Source organism: Anaerocolumna xylanovorans DSM 12503 (genome assembly GCF_900143645.1).
Classification (GTDB): domain Bacteria; phylum Bacillota; class Clostridia; order Lachnospirales; family Lachnospiraceae; genus Anaerocolumna; species Anaerocolumna xylanovorans.
Genome location: NZ_FRFD01000017.1, coordinates 1 through 20,662, shown reverse-complemented (window position 1 = coordinate 20,662; position 20,662 = coordinate 1). Strand labels below are relative to the sequence as shown.

At 41.3% G+C, this 20,662-nt stretch carries 17 protein-coding genes; 10 read left to right on the top strand and 7 right to left on the bottom strand.

Annotation, left to right across the window (positions count from 1 at the left end; translation table 11 throughout):
* Positions 1-11: 11 nt before the first annotated feature.
* From BUF11_RS22380 to rpiB, 3 genes are all read left to right on the top strand, one after another.
* The gene (locus BUF11_RS22380; RefSeq protein ID WP_073591115.1) at positions 12-980 is read left to right on the top strand and encodes an ABC transporter permease; all 969 of its coding nucleotides are present in this window, start codon (positions 12-14) and stop codon (positions 978-980) included.
* A gap of 86 nt (positions 981-1,066) precedes the next feature.
* Positions 1,067-1,765, top strand: a complete 699-nt coding sequence (locus BUF11_RS22375; RefSeq protein WP_073591114.1) for a cyclase family protein — start codon at positions 1,067-1,069, stop codon at positions 1,763-1,765.
* A gap of 185 nt (positions 1,766-1,950) precedes the next feature.
* Positions 1,951-2,424, top strand: a complete 474-nt coding sequence (gene rpiB / locus BUF11_RS22370; RefSeq protein WP_073591113.1) for a ribose 5-phosphate isomerase B — start codon at positions 1,951-1,953, stop codon at positions 2,422-2,424.
* Positions 2,425-2,527: 103 nt separating this feature from the next.
* On the opposite strand, the gene BUF11_RS22365 is transcribed toward rpiB, so the two are convergent.
* Positions 2,528-3,724 carry an ROK family transcriptional regulator gene (locus tag BUF11_RS22365; RefSeq protein WP_073591112.1) on the bottom strand — a complete coding sequence of 399 codons (1,197 nt, stop codon included), beginning with the start codon at positions 3,722-3,724 and terminating at the stop codon, positions 2,528-2,530.
* Positions 3,725-4,088: 364 nt separating this feature from the next.
* Here BUF11_RS22365 and BUF11_RS22360 point away from each other — a divergent pair, with 364 nt between their 5' ends.
* The 4 genes from BUF11_RS22360 (at position 4,089) to BUF11_RS22345 (ending at position 8,706) form a co-directional block, all read left to right on the top strand.
* Positions 4,089-4,907 carry a sugar phosphate isomerase/epimerase family protein gene (locus tag BUF11_RS22360; RefSeq protein WP_073591111.1) on the top strand — a complete coding sequence of 273 codons (819 nt, stop codon included), beginning with the start codon at positions 4,089-4,091 and terminating at the stop codon, positions 4,905-4,907.
* A gap of 90 nt (positions 4,908-4,997) precedes the next feature.
* Complete coding sequence (locus BUF11_RS22355) at positions 4,998-6,158, top strand: GNAT family N-acetyltransferase (protein ID WP_073591110.1); 1,161 nt, start codon at positions 4,998-5,000, stop codon at positions 6,156-6,158.
* Positions 6,159-6,237: 79 nt separating this feature from the next.
* The gene (locus BUF11_RS22350; protein ID WP_073591109.1) at positions 6,238-7,413 is read left to right on the top strand and encodes a cation diffusion facilitator family transporter; all 1,176 of its coding nucleotides are present in this window, start codon (positions 6,238-6,240) and stop codon (positions 7,411-7,413) included.
* A gap of 126 nt (positions 7,414-7,539) precedes the next feature.
* Positions 7,540-8,706, top strand: a complete 1,167-nt coding sequence (locus BUF11_RS22345) for a CAP domain-containing protein (protein WP_073591108.1) — start codon at positions 7,540-7,542, stop codon at positions 8,704-8,706.
* A gap of 119 nt (positions 8,707-8,825) precedes the next feature.
* On the opposite strand, the gene BUF11_RS22340 is transcribed toward BUF11_RS22345, so the two are convergent.
* The gene (locus BUF11_RS22340) at positions 8,826-9,548 is read right to left on the bottom strand and encodes a 4Fe-4S binding protein (RefSeq protein ID WP_073591107.1); all 723 of its coding nucleotides are present in this window, start codon (positions 9,546-9,548) and stop codon (positions 8,826-8,828) included.
* Between the two features lie 196 nt (positions 9,549-9,744).
* On the opposite strand from BUF11_RS22340, the gene BUF11_RS22335 reads away from it, so the two are divergent.
* Positions 9,745-10,701 (top strand): NAD(P)-dependent oxidoreductase, encoded by a 957-nt coding sequence (locus BUF11_RS22335; protein ID WP_073591106.1) that lies wholly within the window; start codon positions 9,745-9,747, stop codon positions 10,699-10,701.
* A 39-nt stretch (positions 10,702-10,740) separates the two neighbouring features.
* On the opposite strand, the gene BUF11_RS22330 is transcribed toward BUF11_RS22335, so the two are convergent.
* From BUF11_RS22330 to BUF11_RS22320, 3 genes are all read right to left on the bottom strand, one after another.
* Positions 10,741-12,912, bottom strand: coding sequence for a methyl-accepting chemotaxis protein (locus BUF11_RS22330; RefSeq protein WP_073591105.1), 2,172 nt, complete (start codon positions 12,910-12,912; stop codon positions 10,741-10,743).
* Positions 12,913-13,140: 228 nt separating this feature from the next.
* Positions 13,141-14,034, bottom strand: a complete 894-nt coding sequence (locus BUF11_RS22325) for a metallophosphoesterase (RefSeq protein WP_073591104.1) — start codon at positions 14,032-14,034, stop codon at positions 13,141-13,143.
* Positions 14,035-14,049: 15 nt separating this feature from the next.
* A complete protein-coding gene (locus tag BUF11_RS22320; protein ID WP_084558827.1) occupies positions 14,050-15,069 on the bottom strand; it encodes a DUF4474 domain-containing protein in 1,020 nt (339 codons plus the stop codon).
* A gap of 190 nt (positions 15,070-15,259) precedes the next feature.
* On the opposite strand from BUF11_RS22320, the gene nox reads away from it, so the two are divergent.
* Positions 15,260-16,594, top strand: a complete 1,335-nt coding sequence (gene nox, locus BUF11_RS22315) for a H2O-forming NADH oxidase (RefSeq protein ID WP_073591103.1) — start codon at positions 15,260-15,262, stop codon at positions 16,592-16,594.
* A 90-nt stretch (positions 16,595-16,684) separates the two neighbouring features.
* On the opposite strand, the gene BUF11_RS24530 is transcribed toward nox, so the two are convergent.
* Both BUF11_RS24530 and BUF11_RS22310 read right to left on the bottom strand, forming a co-directional pair.
* Positions 16,685-16,846, bottom strand: coding sequence for a hypothetical protein (locus tag BUF11_RS24530; RefSeq protein ID WP_175562129.1), 162 nt, complete (start codon positions 16,844-16,846; stop codon positions 16,685-16,687).
* Between the two features lie 48 nt (positions 16,847-16,894).
* The gene (locus BUF11_RS22310) at positions 16,895-18,034 is read right to left on the bottom strand and encodes a sodium ion-translocating decarboxylase subunit beta (RefSeq protein WP_073591102.1); all 1,140 of its coding nucleotides are present in this window, start codon (positions 18,032-18,034) and stop codon (positions 16,895-16,897) included.
* Between the two features lie 438 nt (positions 18,035-18,472).
* Between BUF11_RS22310 and BUF11_RS22305 the strand changes: the two genes are divergently transcribed.
* The gene (locus BUF11_RS22305; protein WP_073591101.1) at positions 18,473-19,957 is read left to right on the top strand and encodes a methyltransferase; all 1,485 of its coding nucleotides are present in this window, start codon (positions 18,473-18,475) and stop codon (positions 19,955-19,957) included.
* The last annotated feature ends 705 nt before the right edge of the window (positions 19,958-20,662 follow it).

Here is a 20,662-nt window from a genome sequence, read left to right as displayed (position 1 = left end):
AGGAAGTGAAAATGGAGAAAGTAAGGAAGAAATGGAGCCTCTTGGATATGCCTACGGAGGGCATGATTTTTATAGTCCTAATTGTAATGTGTGTGGTTTTGGCTCTTATAAAACCGGCATTTATCAGCCAATATAATCTGTCAACACTGATAAGAACCATATCGTGGACCACTATAGTAGCATTTGGGCAGACCTTGGTACTCTTAACCGGCGGAATTGATTTGTCCGTAGCCGGAGTAGCCGGAATGTCCGGTGTAATCAGTGCATATCTGATGGTTAATACGGGAATGAACCCATTTGTGGCAATCGTGCTGGTGTTAGTTCTGGCCCTTGGCTGCGGCTGCCTAAACGGCATCTTAATTACAAAGCTTAATATGGTACCCTTTATTGTAACACTGGCTACCGGGTCTGTTTTTACAGGTGTAATCTATGTTATAACAAAAGGCTCGCCCATACTTGGAATACCGCAATCGGCAGTAAAGTTAGGACAGGGAATGCTGTTTCATGTGATACCCTATCCTGCCCTGTTTATGATTTTAAGCTGTATTGTATTAGCCTACATAGCCGGCTATACACCCTTTGGACGTTACATCTATGCAGTAGGCGGCAATCCTAAGGCTGCCAGAATAGCAGGTATTAAGTCCGGAAAGGTGATAATCCTGACCTATGGAATATGCGCCTTTATGGCATCTATTGCAGGAATATTAATAACCTGCCGTCTTGGAACTGCACAGCCTTCAGTGGGTTCTGACTGGGTAATGCCCTCTGTTACGGCAGCCTGTATCGGCGGAACTTCCCTGGCGGGAGGAAAAGGTAAAATAATCGGAGCGCTGGTGGGTGGTATCTTCATGGGAGTCATCTCCAATGCCATTACCATTCTTGCCGTCTCCACTTACTGGGAAAAGGTTATTACCGGTATTGTTATTCTGGTAGCAATTGCAATCGACCGTTTTAAAGCACTAAGAAACAATGAAATATAATAAATAATATATCCGGCAATGAAAAATAACAGAAGGAATATCAAATCAGTGCCTGCGGCCCAAAGTTTGCAGGTACAGGAAAGGGCATGGTTATTAAGATGAAAATTGATTTTACTAAGGTCGTGGAATTAAGCCACGATATGATTCCGGGCGAGGAGCCCTTTACCCTAAGTGCAAGGATTTATGACGTAAATGAGCTGGGAGAAAGAGGAGAGCCTCACAGCCCCGGCACCTGGTATGTAGCCGGAGATGTAGCCTTCCAAACCCACTGCGGCACCCATGTGGAATTTCCACTCCATCATGTAGAAGGCGGAATGGATGCAGCGAGCTTTCCCTTAACCAGTCTCATCGGTGAAGCGGTAGTTTTGGATTTTACGGATAAAAAAGCCGGAGACTGTATGTCGCTGGAGGAATTTAAACAGTACGAGGATAGGATACAGGAAGGCGATATCGTATTTCTTCATACGGGACTTGATAAAAAATGGAGGACAGAAGAATGGGAACCCTACCCTTACGTTGCCTGTGATGCCATGGAATGGCTGGTAAAAGAGAAGAAGATTATTGCTATCGGAACCGATGCAACTTCTTTGGAGAACTTTCATGTACCCGATCAGCCTAACCACAACCTGGCTTTTCAGAACAACCTGGCAATAGTAGAATCTCTTACAAACCTTGATAAAATAAAGGATGAAAGAACACTGGTATTTATGCTGCCCTTAAAGATTCTGGGAATCGAAGCTTGCCCCTGCCGTATTATTGCAGTAAAAGAAGGCGGAGTACTGTAGTAATTAAGGCTCTAGTGTGAATTATTGAAAAGCATAATTCACACAAATGCCTGCGAAATCCTCGGCACAAACTTGAGGTGTACTGAGGAAGACATGGCGGTTAGTGTGAAAAATAGAATACATTTTTCACTTTTGATTTAGGCAGTTCCGCAAGTAAACATGCGGCATGCAGAAAGGAGGTTACTATGCGAATAGCAATTGGATGTGATGAAGCCGCATACAGGCTTAAAGTGGAAATATTGAATTACTTAAAGACGAAAGAAAATCTGGAACTCACTGACTTTGGGGCTGTGGAAGGGGATATCGTGCTTTATCCGGATGTTGCCTATACGGTTGCAGATGCGGTAGCCAGAGGAGAATATGACAGGGGTATCCTCTTTTGCGGTACGGGAATCGGAATGGCTATCTGTGCCAACAAGGTACCCGGCATAAGAGCAGCTGTCTGCCATGATCCCTTTTCTGCGGAGAGAGCCAGAAAAAGCAACAACGCACAGATTCTGTGCATGGGAGAAAGAGTCATTGGCGTAGAACTGGCAAAATACCTGGTGGACATATGGTTAAAATCTGACTTTACAGGAGGCAGCTCTGCTCCCAAAGTCGACAGGATAAACCAGCTGGAATTGGAACATATAACTAACATGCAAAACACAGAATGCTAAGAAAAGAAACTGCTGTAAAATAAATAAGAACCATGCATAGAAGAGAAATCAGACTCCTTTTATGCATGGTTTTTGTGTAAAGGGACAGACTTATCTGCATCATCTAGCCCAGAAAGATCTGCTCCCCGGAATCTGCTGTAAAACAGAAGCAATTATCAAAATAATATTCCATTGCCCCGATAAAACAGGCATCGTCTCCCAAAGCGGAATAAGATATCTGAACCTCTTCCACCATTTTTTGAAAGCCGTGGCTTTTAATGGTATGGGTCAGCTCCTCCAGAAACGGTGTGCCAAGACCTTTGCCGGAGCCGCCAAGGATAATCTTTTCCGGGCGGAAGAGGCTGATAAGGTTGCTTAAGCCTACAGCCAGATTCTCTGCGATATAGCGGATAACACGCTGGGCGGCAAAGTCTCCGCCAAGGGCAGCACTTCCGATGTCAAGATAGGACAGAGTTTTTTGCTCTTTTAAAGCTGTGCTGCCTCCGTATTCTCTGACAAGCCTGTCCAGGGCTCTCTCTCCAATTGTAACCTCCAGGCATCCTCTGTTCCCGCAGGAACAGGGCATCCCGTTTGCATCGACGGAATAATGCCCGAATTGTGTTTTGGTGCCGCTGGCACCGCCCAATATCTTTCCGTCAACAAAGAGGGCAGCGCCGATTCCCTGATCCAGGTTGACATAGGTAAAGGTATTCTCCTCCTGTTTTGTATGGGGTTTTTCTGCATAAGCCATGCAGGCAGTATCATTAAAGAAGGCAATGGGAAATCCTTCGAATTCCGTTCTTATATTCTCTATGACCGAAGTTTCGTTTTCTAAGGAAAGTATCGTGGAGAGAATCTTTTTGTTCTTTTTATCTATCATGGCAGGCAATATAATGCACAGGCCGATAATTTCACAGGAGCTATTCCTCTTTTCTAAAAGAGCCTCAAATAATTGGCGCAGACACTTATTGTATTGTGAAGTACCCCCTAATGCAAGAGTTTGCTTATTTAGTACCGCTCCGTCTAAACAGACAAGTGCGCCGGTCATTTCCTCGGATTCCCAGTATATGGCTGCCACACAATGTTTTTCTCCGGTCAGGCTTAAGTGGTTGGGTTTTCTTCCGACCATCGTGCTAAGAGCAGCTCCGTTATCTGCCACGAATCCCCTTTGTATCAGCTCGTCAATCAGAGAAGATACGGTGGTTTTGCTTAAACCGGTTTTCTTTGCAAGGTAGGCCCGTGAGGCAACCGTATTATCTTTAAGGAGCTGGTAGAGCTGTTTCATATTGGTATTTTTAATATACTGCTGGTTTATCTTCATGAGTATTCCCCATATCCATTGATACTTCCGCGTGGTGCAGAGCATGACCTTTGCCTTTAAAGGCCTAGGAACAATTAAGATAACTATAAAATTCTCTTAATCAAAAGTCAAGCCGTATGTATTGACAAAGCGTTCGATTTATGATAATTAATTAGTAAAGACACTGGACTAATTAATTAACAAGAAAGGTGGTGGAGAAGATGAGAGCAGGAGTTATCGGATGCGGCGGACTGTCTGACACAGGAGAAAGAGATAGCGGTGCTTCCTCTTTCCGAAGGAGTAGGTTCCGTAAGGCTTTGCTTAAAAGAACTTGAGATGGCACTTGGTAACAACTAAAAGTAACTGGAGAGAGGAAGGTATTTCTATGAGAATCGGGGTATTGGTGCATTTAAATGAATCTTTTCCTGAGCAAATGAAAGAATTAAAGTCAATGGGAATGGATAATTGTCAGCTGGTTTGCTGGAATCAGGGGATGATGACAGAGGATACGGCTAAGAGGATAAACACGGAAATCAAAGAGCTTGAGATTGATATTACTGCCTTCTGGTGCGGATGGCCGGGACCTATCACCTGGGATTTCTACGAGGGGCAGCTTAACCTGGGACTGGTTCCTGAAAAATACAGAAAAGAGCGTATAGAGGCGCTTATCAGAGGCTCCGAGTTTGCAGCAAAGCTTCCTGTCAGGGATTTTGTAACCCACGTGGGCTTTCTGCCAGAAAATCCATATGATGAAAATTACCGCCGGGTTGTAGAAGCAGTAAAACAGATTGCTTTGGTATGCCAAAAGAATAAGCAGAATTTTTTGTTTGAGACAGGGCAGGAGACCCCGGTTACCTTAAGGCGTGCCATTGAAGATACCGGGATGGACAATATCGGAATTAATTTTGATCCGGCCAACCTTCTAATGTATGGTAAGGCCAATCCTGTTGATGCCCTGGATATCTTGGGAAGATATGTTATGGGGGTTCATGGAAAGGACGGTCTTTATCCGGCGGACGGAGTTCATTTAGGAGAAGAGAGACCTCTTGGAGAAGGGCGCGTGAATTACCCGGCCTTTATCGGAAAACTTAAAGAAATTGGATATACCGGTGCTATCACTATTGAACGTGAAATCGAAGGAGAAGAGCAAAAACGTGATATTATAAAAGGAAAAGAATTTTTAGAACAACTGCTTTCAAGATAATTCTGTACTGGCTGCAAAAGATGGTGACAGAGCTGACAAAAACAACCGGAGACAGAAGACCAGATAAAAGAAAGGATAAGGAGGAATGGAATGATTTGTTGCAGAAGGGCAAATAAAGAGGAATATGAGGATATCATTGATTTTATAAATTATGTTTTCAGCCAGGATCAGTGTCCCCATGACTTTAAAAAACTTCTTCCAAAGCTGTACGCAGATGGTAAGAATTATGCCGATTATCATTATCTGATAATGGAAGAAGGAAAGATTAAGGCGTTGGTGTGTGCCATGCCCATATCTTACCGGATGGGTAAAAGCAGTCTAAAGGCCTGCTGTATCGGTGTGGTATCCGTTCACCCTTATGCCAGAAGCAAGGGCTATATGAAAGAGCTTATGGGCTATGTAATAGAAGAAATAAAGGATCAGGGGTATCAGTATATCTTCCTGGGAGGGCAAAGGCAGCGGTATGAATATTTTGGGTTTGAACCCTCCGGTATTCGAATAGAGTTTGAAGTTACGGATACAAATATACGCCATTGTTTGAAAGAGCTTGACACCTCACAGGTAAAGCTTGTGCCTTTGGAAGAAGACAGTCTTATTAAGAAGGCATATTCTCTTTATGAGAAACAGAAGAACCAAGCAATACGTGAAACAGAAGAGTTTTATGACATCCTTTGCTCCTGGCAGGGTAAGCCCTATGCCGTGCTTTTGGATTCGGAATTTATAGGATATTTAGCCCTGGGGCAGGATGGCCGTATTTCGGAGTTTTTACTCGAGGATGCAGACTATTACCCCTATGTATTAAAAGCACTGTTCTCCTTTGCAGGAAAAGGGAAGCATATTTTTGCGGCCTCTCCCCTTGAAAGGGATAAGATAAATGTACTGATTCAGATTGCGGAATCTTTTCGGGTAATTACCTGTGAAAGCTACCGGATACTGGACTGGGAAGCGGTTATACGGGCATTCCTGGAAGCAAAGGCAGCAGCGGAGCCCCTGGTAGAGGGGTCCATTACCCTGGCTGTTGATGAAACCATACTTGAGATTACCGTAAAAGAAAATGAGCCTTCTGTGCATAGCGAAGACAAAGAACCTGACCTTAATCTTACGGCCCTTGAAGCAACGGCACTGCTGTTTTCTGCTGCCGGTGAAATCAGATTGCCCCAGTATTGCAAAAGGCTGAATGCTGATAAAAGAAATTGCATAAAGAGCTGGTTTCCCCTGCCGTTAACGGCACAGGCAAATGACTGCTGTTAGAAGCTTTTATTTTCCTTCTATGGTATTTCCTTTCAAATTATGGTAATATATTAACTATTACAGATTTGTGGAGGTTGCAATGACAGAGTTTCTGGTAAAGAAATTTGTAAAAGATTATGAGAATACCAATAATTCCAAGGTGCGCAGTTCCTATGGCATGCTTTCGGGATTTATAGGGGTAATCTGCAATATTCTGCTGTTTGCCGTGAAGTTCATCGGCGGATTTCTAATAAACAGTATCTCTGTCACAGCGGATGCTTTTAACAATCTCTCTGATGCGGCCTCTTCTATCGTGACTTTAGTCGGCACGAAGATTTCCCAAAAGCCTGCGGATAAGGAGCACCCCTTCGGGCATGGAAGATCGGAATACATTGCCGCTTTTATTGTTGCCTTCCTGGTATTGCAGGTGGGTTTTACCTGCTTTAAGAATTCCTTTGGGAAGATATTAAAGCCGGAAGCTGTAGTATTTAACAGTGGAATATTAGTCCTTCTTATTCTCTCTGTGCTGGTGAAACTATGGCTGGCATTATTTAACAGAGGGCTTGGAAAAAAGATTAATTCCGGCGTATTAAAAGCTACCGGGACCGATGCCTTTGGAGATGTGTTAATTACCTCCGTTACGATTCTTTCTATTGTAATAGGGAAGGCGACGGGATTAAAAATTGACGGATGGATGGGAGCTTTGGTATCCGCGGTCGTTATTATTGCAGGCTTTAACATTGCAAAGGAGACCTTAGAGCCTCTTTTAGGCGAAGCAATCGATAAGGAAACTTATGAAAATATTACGAAAAGGGTTGAGGGTTATAAAGGAATCTTGGGATGCCATGACCTTATAGTCCATAATTACGGACCCTCCCATATTATGGCTACCATACACGTAGAGGTACAGGCAAAGGAAAACCTGGAGGGAGTCCATGAAATCATTGACAGGATTGAGCGGGATATTCTAAGAGAAATGGGTATCTTTCTCGTGATTCACGTGGACCCGGTGAATTTAGAGGATGAAGAGAGCCTGTCAAGAAAAAAAGAGATTATAGATATTATTAAGAAAATTGAACCGGAAGCATCCGTTCATGATTTTCGTATTATAGAAGAAGATGATAAAGTTAAATTAATATTTGATATGCTGATTCCCTATTCTTACGGTGAGAAGCAAAGGAAGCAATTACTTTCCGATATGGACAAGGAATTAAAGAAATTGAATGAAAGATATGAACCTGTTGTAACGTTGGATAACAGTTTTATCGGCGAATAAAGGGGAAGCCCCTAGAGACTTTGGTTAATAATGGCTTCCAGAATCTGTGTGTTGACCCTCCTATGTCATTATGTTAACCTGAATGAGCAACTTACTTGTGATGAACAATTAGGAGGGCAAAAATATATGAAAAGATTTTTCATATCTTCAATTCTTATAGCAACTCTGACAATTGCATCCGTCTTTATTCCGGATCTCGATATGAATAATGCTGCAAACGGTGTTACAGCATCTGTCACAACGGCTACTGCAAAAGCAGCGGCAGTAAATCCTTTGAAATCAGCAATTCCCAAAGTGAAAGCAACAGTAAGAACGGCCACAACGGTCACCTTAAAGGCCGGGAACGTGAGCAAGGCCGGCGGATATCAAATATACCGTGCGGCATCTTCTAACGGAAGTTACAAATATATCGGAAAGACTTCAAACAGCAGTTATGTAGATAAAGGGCTGTCTTCTGTAAAGAGTTATTATTACAAAGCAAAAGCTTATAAAACAGTAAGCGGTGTGAAGTATTACAGTAAGACTTCTGCGGCAGCAGGTGTAACCCCTACTCTTAAAAAAGCAGCATACATTGCAGCCCAGAGCAGCACATCCGGTACAGCTGCAGTAGCATGGTCAGCAGTAAGCGGTGCCGGCGGATATTATGTATACCGTGCATCAAGTGCAGACGGAACTTACAAGTATGTTGGAAGCTCAACCTGTACAAGCTATACGGATAAATCCGTATCCGGCGGAAAGACCTATTATTATAAAGTAAGAGCTGTAAAGAGTTCCAAGGGCGTAAAATATTATGGTGTGTATTCCGGGAAAGCTTCCGTTACTGTAAAATCTTCCGGAAGTACGATTACTCCGACGCCAACTCCCACAGCAACACCGACTCCTACTACAGGAGGTTCAAATAAAGATACAAACACCTATGACAGCAGCTATGCAAGCCAGGTTCTTAAAATAGTAAATAAAGAACGCGCCAAGGCAGGAGTATCAGCTTTAACCATGTCCCAGGAGCTGGTTGCACCGGCAAACAAACGTGCAAAGGAGATTAAGGAATCCTTCTCCCATACAAGACCGAATGGAACAGAATGGAGTACAGTTCTTTCGGAATACAATGTCAGTGTAGGTGCAGCGGGTGAAAATATTGCCTACGGTTTTAATACACCGGAAGAGGTTATGGATAAGTGGATGGGTTCTACCGGACACAGGGCAAATATTTTGAATGCAAGTTACCGTCACATTGGTATCGGTGTATATGAAGTAAATGGTACCGTATACTGTTCACAGTTATTTTCCGACTAAGCAGGTATGACTGTATTTAACTTAAACAAAGTAAGTTTGCGAAATAAATAAGAAAGAGGATATCCGCAAAATGACAGATTCATCATTTTGCGGATATCCTCTTTTTAATGGGCAGATTGTTAATTTATAAGTGTACCATCGGTGGAAATGGTGACTACCTGCCAGGGAATAATCTTTCCGCTTGCCAGCATGGCAGCTTTTACAGCGTTAACAATACCGCCGCAGCAGGGTACGATCATACGCACGACCGTAATGCTTTTAATATCATTCTGTAAGAATATCTGAGTAAGCTTTTCAGAATAGTCCACATCGTCTAACTTGGGACAGCCAATAACGGTAATCCGGTTCTTCATAAATTCCTCATGAAATCCCGCATAGGCATAAGCGGTGCAGTCTGCAGCTATCAAAAGATCGGCACCATTAAAGTAGGGAGCATTTACAGGCACCAGTTTAATCTGGACGGGCCATTGCATCAGCCTTGAGATACTTTCTGTGGCAGGAGCAGACTTTTGTTCTGTGGCAGGAGTTACAGCAGGGCGAAGGCTTTTGACCTGGGAACCCGGACAGCCGTGAAAGGGAACCTTCACTTGTTCTTTCTCTTTCGCTTCTTTTTGTTTTCTAAGAACTTCTTCCTCATTGTATTCCAGAGCTTCTCTTTCTTCAAAGGTAATGGCTCCTGTGGGGCATACGGGAAGGCAGTTACCCAGTCCGTCACAGTAATCATCCCGAAGAAGAACTGCTTTGTTATCAACTAAGCCGATAGCACCTTCGTGGCAGGCGTTTACACATAATCCGCAGCCGTTGCAGGCTTCTTTGTCTATTTTAATAATTTTTCTAAGCATATTTATACCCTCCATTTTACATCCATTAGTGGTTGAACTTTTGCTGATATAACCATTATACAGGATATCAGGGATAAATCTGTTGTTTTTACAACGTTTTCAAAAGTTTTTATGCTCTTTCCTGTTGCATCATTAAAAAGTTGGTGCTACACTACAGGAAAAAAGAAAAAAGGTTGAAAGGAGCATGGTAAGAAAAATGAAAAATGCAGTGTTTTTAAACTCCTCAAAGGTAGATTTTGACCAAAAGTTAAATCTGGATAACTTAAAAAAAGAAGTTAACATTACTCTCTATGAGAAAACCGACCCCAAGGATATGCTCTTAAGAGCAAAAGATCAGCAGATAGTAATTACCAAGGAAATTCCTATGGGAAGGGAGCTGATAGAGAAGCTTCCTTCCTGCGTAGAGTTAATATGCGAGGCAGGGACAGGCTATAATAATATCGATATAAGGGCAGCAAGGGAAAGGAATATAACCGTATGCAATATCCCCTCCTACAGTTCTGCGGCAGTTGCCCAACTGGCTTTTTCTTTCATTCTGTCTTTATGTTCTTCTCTTTCGGAACAGCAGATTATGATAAGAGGAGGGAAGTTTGATAATTTTACAAAGCATCTTCAGGTGAACCATTTTGAGGTAAGCGGTAAAACTTTAGGCGTAATCGGAGCAGGAAAGATTGCGGGAGATGTCATAAAAAAGGCAAGAGCCTTTGATATGAAGGTATTAGTGTACAGCAGAACCCGGAGAGATTTTATGGATGAGAATATCCGCTTTGTTACATTAGAAGAATTGCTAACGGACAGTGACTTTGTAACCGTTCACTGTCCGTTAACAGAAGAAACCAGGTATTTAATTGATAAAGAGAAGCTGTCTCTCATGAAGCCGGAAGCTTATCTGATTAACACTTCAAGAGGGGCGATTATCAAGGAAGAGGACCTTGTGGAGGCTCTTCGGAATAAGAAGATAGCAGGGGCTGCCCTGGATGTACTGGAAAAGGAACCGGCATCTTTGGACAACCCTTTGTTTTCTCTTGATAACTGCATCCTGACACCACATATCGGCTGGCAGTGCCTCGAAACGAGACAGCGGCTCATTGATATGCTGGCAGATAATATCCATGCTTATCTTCTTGGCAAGCCCATCAATCAGGTGAATTAAATTTTATACAAAAGTGAAAATTGTTTCTTGATTTTTATATCAGAGCTTAAAGGACTTGACGATTTCATCAAGCTCTGTGGCATTTTGCCTGTTACTTTCCACCATCTTTCGGGTATCGGAGGTAAGGGTGACGATATCGGTATCTCTTGCAGCGACATCTCCGACACCGGCAGAGGAATCCTCAACCATGTTATTGATTTCGACAATGGAGGTACTGATGTTTTTTAATTCACCTTTTAGCAAATCAATGCCGCCGTGTATTGCCTCCAGGGACTGGTTGATTTCCGTTGCATTTTCGCCGTACTCGCTGCTGGTTTCAAGAAAAGCGCTATAGTCTGTCAGGATATCCTTTTCCCAGAAGGTAAGAGAGCGGCTGAGGCTTTCTGTTAATGCCTTTACTGCTGTATTCACTTCGGCGGTAATGGCATTAATATTTTTAACAGTGCCTGCGGACTGGTCTGCCAGTGAGCCGATTTCGTTGGCTACTACGGAAAATCCTCTGCCGGCTTCTCCTGCCCTGGCGGCTTCTATGGAAGCATTCAGGGCTAACAGAGTGGTCTGGTCTGCGATTTCCTTGATGACATTGGTTAAGGTATTAATCTTATTTACTGCCTCGGCCTGGCTGATTGCTAAGGAGGTATCAGATTTAAACTGTTCGTAGATTTCTTTTATTCTGATAACGGCACTCTCCGTGGTTTCTTTCAGCCGGCTTGCGCGGTCCTTTAGATGGCCGGATTTATTGATTCCTTCCGTAGCCTTTGTATAGATGGACGCAGAGTGGTTTTCAATATTTGCAATGTTATTGCAGATAAGGGTTGTGGTGGCGGCGGTTTCTTCCATGCTGGCAGAAAGCTCTTCGGCAGTTGCACTGTTATCGGAAGCGTAATCGTTTACGGATTTTGTAATACCATTCAGGCTGTCAGCGGTCTGAAGCATGTTGTCAGAGGCCTGTCCGATTTTTTGGATCATGTTCTTTAGGTTTTCACGCATGGTTTCAATTGCTCTGCCCATTTCACCGGTTTCATCCTTGTTCTTAAGCAGTGACCGGAAGGAGGAATCCTCCGTAAAATCCAATCCTGCGGTCTTATTAATATAGCCTGTAAGCCTCCTGATCGGCTTGGTAATGCTGCTTGCAAACAGATACGCCAGCAGACTTAAAAGGACAGTAAGAATAAGTGTGATGACCAGGGAATTGAAGGTGGCCTTTTCAAGGGGAGCCATTATTTCTTGCTTTTCTGCCGCAAGGACCAGAATCCAGTTGTTGCTTTTTAGAAGGCTGTAAGAAGCAAAGAGTGTCTTACCGTCATAGCTGTAAGTTAATGTAGTGTTCTTTGATGTTTCGCCTGTTTTTATTCCTTTTACCAGATTATCAATAGAATCAATATCTAAACTGGAGCCGATAACCTCGGACTTCGGATAATAGATAGCATTTCCGCTGGTATCCAATAGATAGGCATAGGCACTATCCATGCTGGATAAAGAAATATCGGATAAAAGGCTGCTGAATTCAGAGACCTTGACGGTAACGGTGATTACACCGAGAATTTCCGCATCGGATCGATTGGCATCCGGAGTGGCTGCCGAATCTTCCGATGAAGCAGCTGCCGTGTTGTTTGCAGTTCCGGAAGCTTGCATGGTATCGGTATTATCCTGTATGGGGGCCATACCCTGTCCCATTTCAATGTCTCGGAAAGGGATTGAGAAGGTGATAGAGGGAGTATTGCTGGTATCGGAAACAAATACGTCACTCTGGGCACTTGTACCATTTTTCAGAGTATTTGTAAAATAATCTTTGTCGGATATATCCTTGCCCTTTAAAGAATCATTAGAGCTATAGAGTATAATACCATCTGTATTTACAAGGCTTACATCCTCCCTGTTTTCGTCCATGGTAAGAAACATGGAGATGTAGCCGTCTATACTGCCGGTATCTGCCTCTTTCGATGCATCACCGGATTGCATCAGCGCCTTTATTTCCTGTGACTGCATTAAAAACTGCGCTGAATTGCTGATGTTGGAAACTGCTTCATTCACATTTTTACTATAAGAATCTGCCAGGTTTTTCATAGTCGTTTGTGTATTGCTTGTGATAGTATCTTTGGATACTCTGTTTATAACAGTAAAGTTTACCACAGATGCAATAATAATGAATGCGGCGCACAACAGGGAAATTTTGATTTTGATTGATAGTGAATGATGTCTTTTTTTCATTTGTCCACTCTTTGTTCCTTTCCATAAATGTATTCTTTATGAAAAGAATACCAGTAGAATTTGTATCAAATATGTTTAAGCTGTTAAAATTGAGTGAAATGTCCTAGATGATTATGAAGTGATTTATGAAATTAATTACGAAGTAATTTATGAAATTAATTACGAAGTAATTTATTTCTACGCAGGGACTGCTGAATACTCCGTTTTCTTACAGCAGTCCCCATGTATTCAGGCAGAGAAAAAGTCCAGCAGCGGGACAGGGCCTTCAAGAGGTGTTCTTTCAACATAAAGTGTACGGTCCGGTCTTGTTGTAACCGACCATTTAACCAGAGTAATCATTTCGTTCTCGATTTCAATAGAGGTAATGCATCTTGGGTGAACACAGCTTCCATCATTAAAATACAGGGGTTCACCCAGAGCAGGAAAGGCGGGTCTGTGGGTGTGTCCGGCAATCAGCATCTGCTGGTTCTTTTTTGCCCATTCCATCATATATTTTTCTATTTTTTCCTTTTTATTATAGTTTTTAGAAGCACTGGTAGGGTCTTTTACACCGATAAGCTCAAAAGGCCGCCACAAATACCTCACAAGAAATCTGGCAAGACGCCACAGGGTGTTATTAAAGAAGTCGGCCTGATGACCATGCACCAATAGGATTTTATGGTCAGAGTTCTTAATACGAAGCACCAAAGCTTCCCTTATACGGATATCAGGAAGCAGAGGGATGGTCTTTTTGTAGCTTTCGTTAAAGTAGGATGTAAAATGATCTTTTGCAAAAGCAGGATTACGCTTTACGATATCATGGTTGCCATAGAGCATATAAAAACGTTTGCTTTCATAGAACCTTGACATCATCCAGAAGGCATAGCTGTGGGTAGCTATAATATCTTCTTCTGAACGGTTCTCCCATAATTCATCTCCGTCGCCTAATTCGATATAAATGTAATTATTTTCGTAATAATAATTAAGGGCAGCAAAATAAAGGTTCTGGTTATTAAATAAGTTGTCACCCCAGTTGCCTATTCCCCTGTGGCAGTCGCTGATAAGGACGATTTTGGTATCTTTATTTATAGGAATTTCCTCTGCATTTACATAGGCTTTATTGAGCCTTTTCTCTGCATACATAAAACGCCTCCTTTGCTACTTTTGTTCTTTTATACCCATAGCTGCTGCCTTACTCTCCAGGTTGTATTTGTTGAGCAGTTCAAAATCCTTAAATATATTCTGGGATTGACGTATATTAAGCATTTTGTTGTACATTTTTGGAGCTTCGTTTTTAACAAAGACAAACTTATCCAGCGGATCCCCGATTAATTTCGTTGCTTCATTATATGCGAAACAATTCCGTTTATTATTGGTTTGCATCATAAATTCCAGAATCGGAGTGCGGGTAAAGGGCTGCTTTGATTTTGGTTTATCATAAACAAATCCCACGGTAGTTTCTCTGTAGGCAATTTCATTTTTTTTATAACCGGCCCGCATAAGACCTCCAATAAAAGCATCTCTCATTTCATTGTCTTTTAAGGTAATCTGTGCATGCATCGTCAATTCCTCGGGCTCGGAGAATTCCCCCAGTCTAAAGCCTGTAAGCCACCAGTGGAGCTCACTGCGGTAGAAAAGAATCTTGTCTTTTTTGATAAGGGTAAAGGCCATGGGCATTCTGTCTTCGTCGGGGACAGCTTCATAAAAGGTACCATGGAAGATGTTGGGTATATCGATATACGGAATCGTAGTATTGTATACACCAATTTCACAGCCTGTTGTCATTCCATATTGGCCCTTCCAGAATTCAATCATCCATTTTTTACCCGCATAATCAAAGTAAATGGGTTCACAGTCTATAATCATACTAAAGGCAGCGCAGCCTTCATCATAAAGTCTGCAATAACCAAATTCGCGCTGCCAGCAGTACATGAGGGAATAGAACATGTTCTGGGGGCGGTAGTAGGCAAATCCAAAGGGTTTTATATCCTTGTTGATGTCAACAAATTGTGTGGATTGTGCATCTGCAATTGGAAGCATCAGTGTTTCCTCTTCTTCAAAACTGGTTGCTTTTACCAGTGGAAGATACAGGCTTGCATCTTCGGATATCAGTAAAGATTTCTTTCTGGCGTTCTTTACAGCAATTTTTTGTTTTAATAACCGGTTGATTTTTATCATAAAAAGAGACTCCCTTCGTTTTAATTAAAAAAAGGATGCATAAAATAAAGAATGTGCCATATTATCATATTCTTAAGGGAGGCCATTTGTTAAAAATTTTATAATAGTAATAATAACTAGTTGCAAATTTAACAATCTTGGATTAAAATGTCTCTAAAGAAATATACAAATTTTGATAGGAGGAAGGCATATGAGTAAAATAATAGTAGTAGGAGCGAACCATGCCGGAACGGCTGCGCTGAATACAATATTAGATAATTATAAAGAAAATGAGGTTGTTGCATTTGATTCTAATTCCAATATCAGCTTCTTGGGATGTGGAATGGCATTATGGATAGGAAAGCAGATAAGCGGACCGGAGGGTCTGTTCTATTCCAATAAGGAAAAGTTAGAGGGCAAGGGTGCCAGAATATACATGGAGACACCGGTGGAAGCAATTGATTATGATAAAAGAATAGTCCATGCGAAAGGAAAAGACGGCACAGAATACCATGAAAGCTATGATAAGCTTATCCTTGCTACCGGCTCCGTTCCCATTGTACCTAAAATAGAAGGAATAGGCTTAAAGAATGTGCAGCTTGTGAAGCTGTATCAGAATGCAGAAGAAGTAATTGAGAAACTAAAGGACGAAGCCATAAAAGATGTAGTAGTGGTAGGAGCAGGTTATATTGGTGTGGAGCTGGCAGAAGCCTTTGTACGCTGCGGCAAGGAAGTTACATTAGTTGACTGTGTGGAGACATGCCTTTCCGGTTACTATGACAAAGATTTCACAGACATTATGAGGGATAACCTGAAAGACCATGGTGTGAAGCTGGCATTTGGAGAAACAGTGCAAAAAATAGAAGGTACCGACAAGGTCGAAAGAGTAGTAACAGATAAAGGCGGGTACAAGGCAGATATGGTTATTATGGCGATTGGTTTTAAGCCAAACACGGCCCTTGGCGGAGGACATTTGGAGTTGTTCCGAAATGGGGCATTCCTGGTAGATAAGCATCAGGAAACCAGTGCAGAGGGAGTATATGCCATTGGCGACTGTGCTACCGTATACGATAACTCCATACAGGAAGTCAACTATATTGCCCTGGCCTCCAATGCAGTAAGATCCGGTATTGTAGCTGCCCATAACAGCTGCAAAAAAGAAGTGGAATCCTTAGGTGTCCAGGGTTCAAACGGTATCAGTATTTGGGGAGTTCATATGCTTTCAACAGGACTTACCCTTACCAAGGCCCTAAAGCTGGGGATGCCTGCGGCGGCAGTGGATTATGAAGACCTACAAAAACCTGCCTTCATAGAGAAAAATAACCAAAAGGTAAAAATAAGAATCGTTTATGATAAGGAATCCAGAGTGGTATTAGGAGCACAGATGACTTCTGAATATGATATATCCATGGGACTTCATATGTTCTCACTGGCAATTCAGGAGAAAGTAACCATTGATAAATTAAAGCTTGTGGACCTTTTCTTCCTGCCGCATTTTAACCAGCCTTATAGCTATATTGCATTGGCAGCACAGAAAGCAGAATAGAATAAAAATAGAAGCCAAAAAGAAACTCCATGTCTTTCGCCGGAATACCGGCTGAAAGACATGGAGTTTTTGCTGAAATACATTTCTTATTTATTCGGTCTTTTTTTGACGTTTGTTCTCAATGAATGTTGTTATCTTTTTCTCCGCCCACTGGAATAACATTACGAGCAATGTAATGATTATGATAACACAGAAAATACTAAGCATACCCTTCCACATAATATCAAGTGAAGTTAAAAATCTCTCTTCCATATAGAACTCCTTTCGTTTAAGCTAAACAGCTCCTGTCAGGCAGCCGGTTTATTTTAAAATGGTAGTTAGCAGGTTCAATATAATACCTCCGGCTAATACGGAAGCAATCTGACCGGATACATTTGCACCGATTGCATGCATTAACAAGTGGTTGGTGGGGTCTTCCTTAATGGCAAGCTTTTGAACAACACGGGCTGACATAGGAAAAGCAGATATTCCGGCTGCGCCTATCATAGGATTAATTTTATTTTTACGGAACAGATTGATAAATTTAGCAAACATAACACCGCCGACGGTATCGAACACAAAGGCAACCAAACCGAGAAGCAGGATTAAAAGAGTATGCCAGGTTACGAAGGCTTCTGCTCTCATACTAAAGGAAATGGTGATACCTAATAAAAGAGTAACCAGGTTAGCCAGAATATTCTGCGCTGCATCGGAAAGAGTAGCTAAGACACCGCATTCTCTTAAGAGATTACCAAACATTAAGAAGCCGACCAGTGAAACTGACTGGGGAGCTACAAAACCTGCAATAATTGTTACGGCAATGGGGAATATTATCTTTAATCTCTTGGATACGGATACCGGGTTATAAGGCATTCTGATAAGGCGTTCTTTTTTTGTAGTGACCGCTTTGATGGCAATAGGCTGTACCAATGGAACGAGTGCCATATACGAATAGGCCGCCACAGCAATGGGACCGATATAATTGGATTTTAGTATTTGGGACACCAGAATTGAAGTGGGACCGTCAGCGGCACCGATAATACCTACGGATGCAGCATCCGGAAGTGAGAATCCCATCAGAACGGCAGCCGAAATCGTAAAGAAGATACCAAACTGGGCAGCAGCGCCAAATAATAGCATAATAGGATTTGATAAAAGAGGCCCAAAGTCAATCATGGCACCAATACCTATAAATAACAGCAAAGGAAGAGCTTCAGAAGCTTCAATACCTGATTCAAAGAGCCATTGGATGATACCGTGTGTATTTCCAATACCGGGAAGCACCTGGTCAATAACACCGGATAAAGGAAGGTTAACTAAGATTGCACCAAAGCCCATTGGAAGGAGCAAGGAAGGCTCATATCCTTTGGCGATAGCAAGATAAATTAATAGGATACCTACGCAATACATGAGTAATTGCGGGATGGTAACAGAGGTAATGCCCGATAGTAAAAAGTCCATTGTAAATCTCCCTTCGTACTTGTACAACTTTTGATTAATAGGATTTTGCCACTTGTATCAAACAACAGCCTTTCACTCATAGTCCCTATGCATAAAAAAAGCCCGTACCCTATACGGGACACAGGTCTTGTCGATTCAAATTTAAACCAGAGCGTCTATGTCCAAGCTGATAATTTAACTGCATATCCATTAAATACAGCCTGATTTATCTGGATACGCTGACTACTCCCCCAACATCTAATTACCTTTAACAGTAGCATAAAAGCGGAGGGAAGTCAATAAAAAACCACATTTTTCAACACCGTAAAACCCATGAATTGGACTGTAAAATCACTTTTAATACACGCTATTGCCTTAAATACAGAGGATTTTACGGATTAGGCTGACATTTATATTGTTTCCTGCTATAATAAAAGAAACAGAGGTTGAGGAGAATTTATGATACGTGATACGTTTGATAAAATTAAGGCACAGGAAAATATCAGGGAAAATTTGATACTATTAAAAACAGAAGTTAAGGAAGCTTCCGGAAAGACTGCCCTTTTGTATTATATGGGAAATGACTATACGGTGTTGCTTGAATTGCTTTCCCATGAAGAGGCTAAGGTCAGAAAAAATGCTGCTTTAATAATAGGAGAACTGGGAATAGAAGAAACTCTTTCAAGCCTTTATGATGCCTACGAAAAAGAAGAGCAGATGTTTGTCAGAAGCGCTTATTTATCGGCCATGAAGAATTTTGATTATACCTGTTATTTAGATAAGTTTGAAGAAAGGGTGGAAGAGCTTGGAGCTACCACATTAAGCAGTGATAATAAAAAACATGTAGAAGAAGAGATGAGGATTCTATCGCAACTCATTCGAAAGTTAAAGGGTGTAAAAAAACATACTTTTAGTGGATATCAGGTACCTTCACAGGTAGTTCTGCTGACAAACAGGAATCATACTGAGGCTACCCTTAGACAATTAGATGGCGTAAAAGCAAAGGAATTCAATGCGGGTATTATAGCAGAATGCAAGGATTTGAATAAAATTCTGCCTGTGCGTACTTACTCCGAATTGTTATTTATGTTAGAGGATATAAGAAATATTGAATTTGATGCCGTTTTGGGAGCAAAGGCTCTCGCAGAGAGCAGTCTTCTTGCATTTTTAGAGCAAAGACATGAGGGGTTACCTCCTTTTTATTTTCGTATAGAGCTTAAAGCAAAGGTGGATTTAAGTAAGAGAAGCACTTTTACCAAAAAACTTTCAGCTGAATTAGAGAGGCTTACCGGCAGGCGGATGATCAACAGTACCTCCGATTACGAATGGGAGCTTAGGTTGATTGAGAACAGAGAAGGCAGACTGAATGTACTTGTTAAGTTATATACATTGACAGATGAAAGGTTCCGTTACAGAAAGAATGTGATCGCAGCCAGCATACAACCCTCCGTAGCAGCTCTTGTTGCAGTTCTTGCAAAGGATTACTTAAAAGAAGGAGCACAGGTGCTGGATCCTTTTTGTGGTGTGGGAACCATGCTGATTGAAAGGAATAGCGCAGTAAAGGCTGGTACTATGTACGGGCTTGATGTTTTTGGTGAAGCAATTGAAAGAGCAAAGGAAAATACAGCTGCCAACGGTGATAAAATATACTATATTAACCGTAATTTTTTTGATTTTAAGCATGAGTATCCCTTTGATGAAATAATTACAAACATGCCAAGAGCTGTTGGGCAAAGGGAAGAAGATGAGGTTTATGAACTTTATAAGCGCTTTTTCATAAAAACAAGTGAGCATCTAAATAAGGGAGGAATCATAATTCTGTATTCCCATAACCGTGATTATGTCCATAAGTCATATAACCATAGTAAATACAGGATATTGGAGGAATTTGAGATATCAAAGAAAGAGGGAGCCTATGTATTCGTGCTGAAGGTTATTGGATAAGAAGCTATCAGGATGAAAAAATAAAGTTAAATTTGTGGTAAAAGGTTGACATTTGGCATTAAGGATGGTATCCTATGAACCTGCGCTGTTAAAATAAAGGCAAATAATCAGATAATGATTTAAAAAATAGGGTATTGACACACAATAATGAATGTGGTAATATAACCAAGCGCCTATAAAACAGGGCAGTGAAACAGGAACTACAATGGTTACAGAAAAGATATGATTTATGCCAGATGAGAAAATTGAATATCAGATTTATATATTATCTAATAATTTACAGTAAATAATATAAAATGTCTGATAAAAAAACTTAAAAATAAGTGTTGACAAACAATTGACTCCATGGTATAGTAATAAAGCACTGACGAGCTGGTAGAAAAAATCAAAGAAAAACAGCTTGAAAGTCCACAAGAACCTTGATAACTGAACAGTGAAACAACCCTGAAATTTTCTTTAAAATTTCATTCAAAATAGAAAGCTTCGGCTTTGGATTTTGAAAAAGAACAGTATCAGAAATGATACGACCTAAAAAAACAGTAAAGTAGTGTGTGATTTGCATCACAGACTAACGGAAATTAACGATTGTTTAAAGTTTGGTTTATGTTATAAACCAAAGCTTCTAAATAGCCAATGTTAATTCTGAAATGATTAAACTTTAATTTGAGAGTTTGATCCTGGCTCAGGATGAACGCTGGCGGCGTG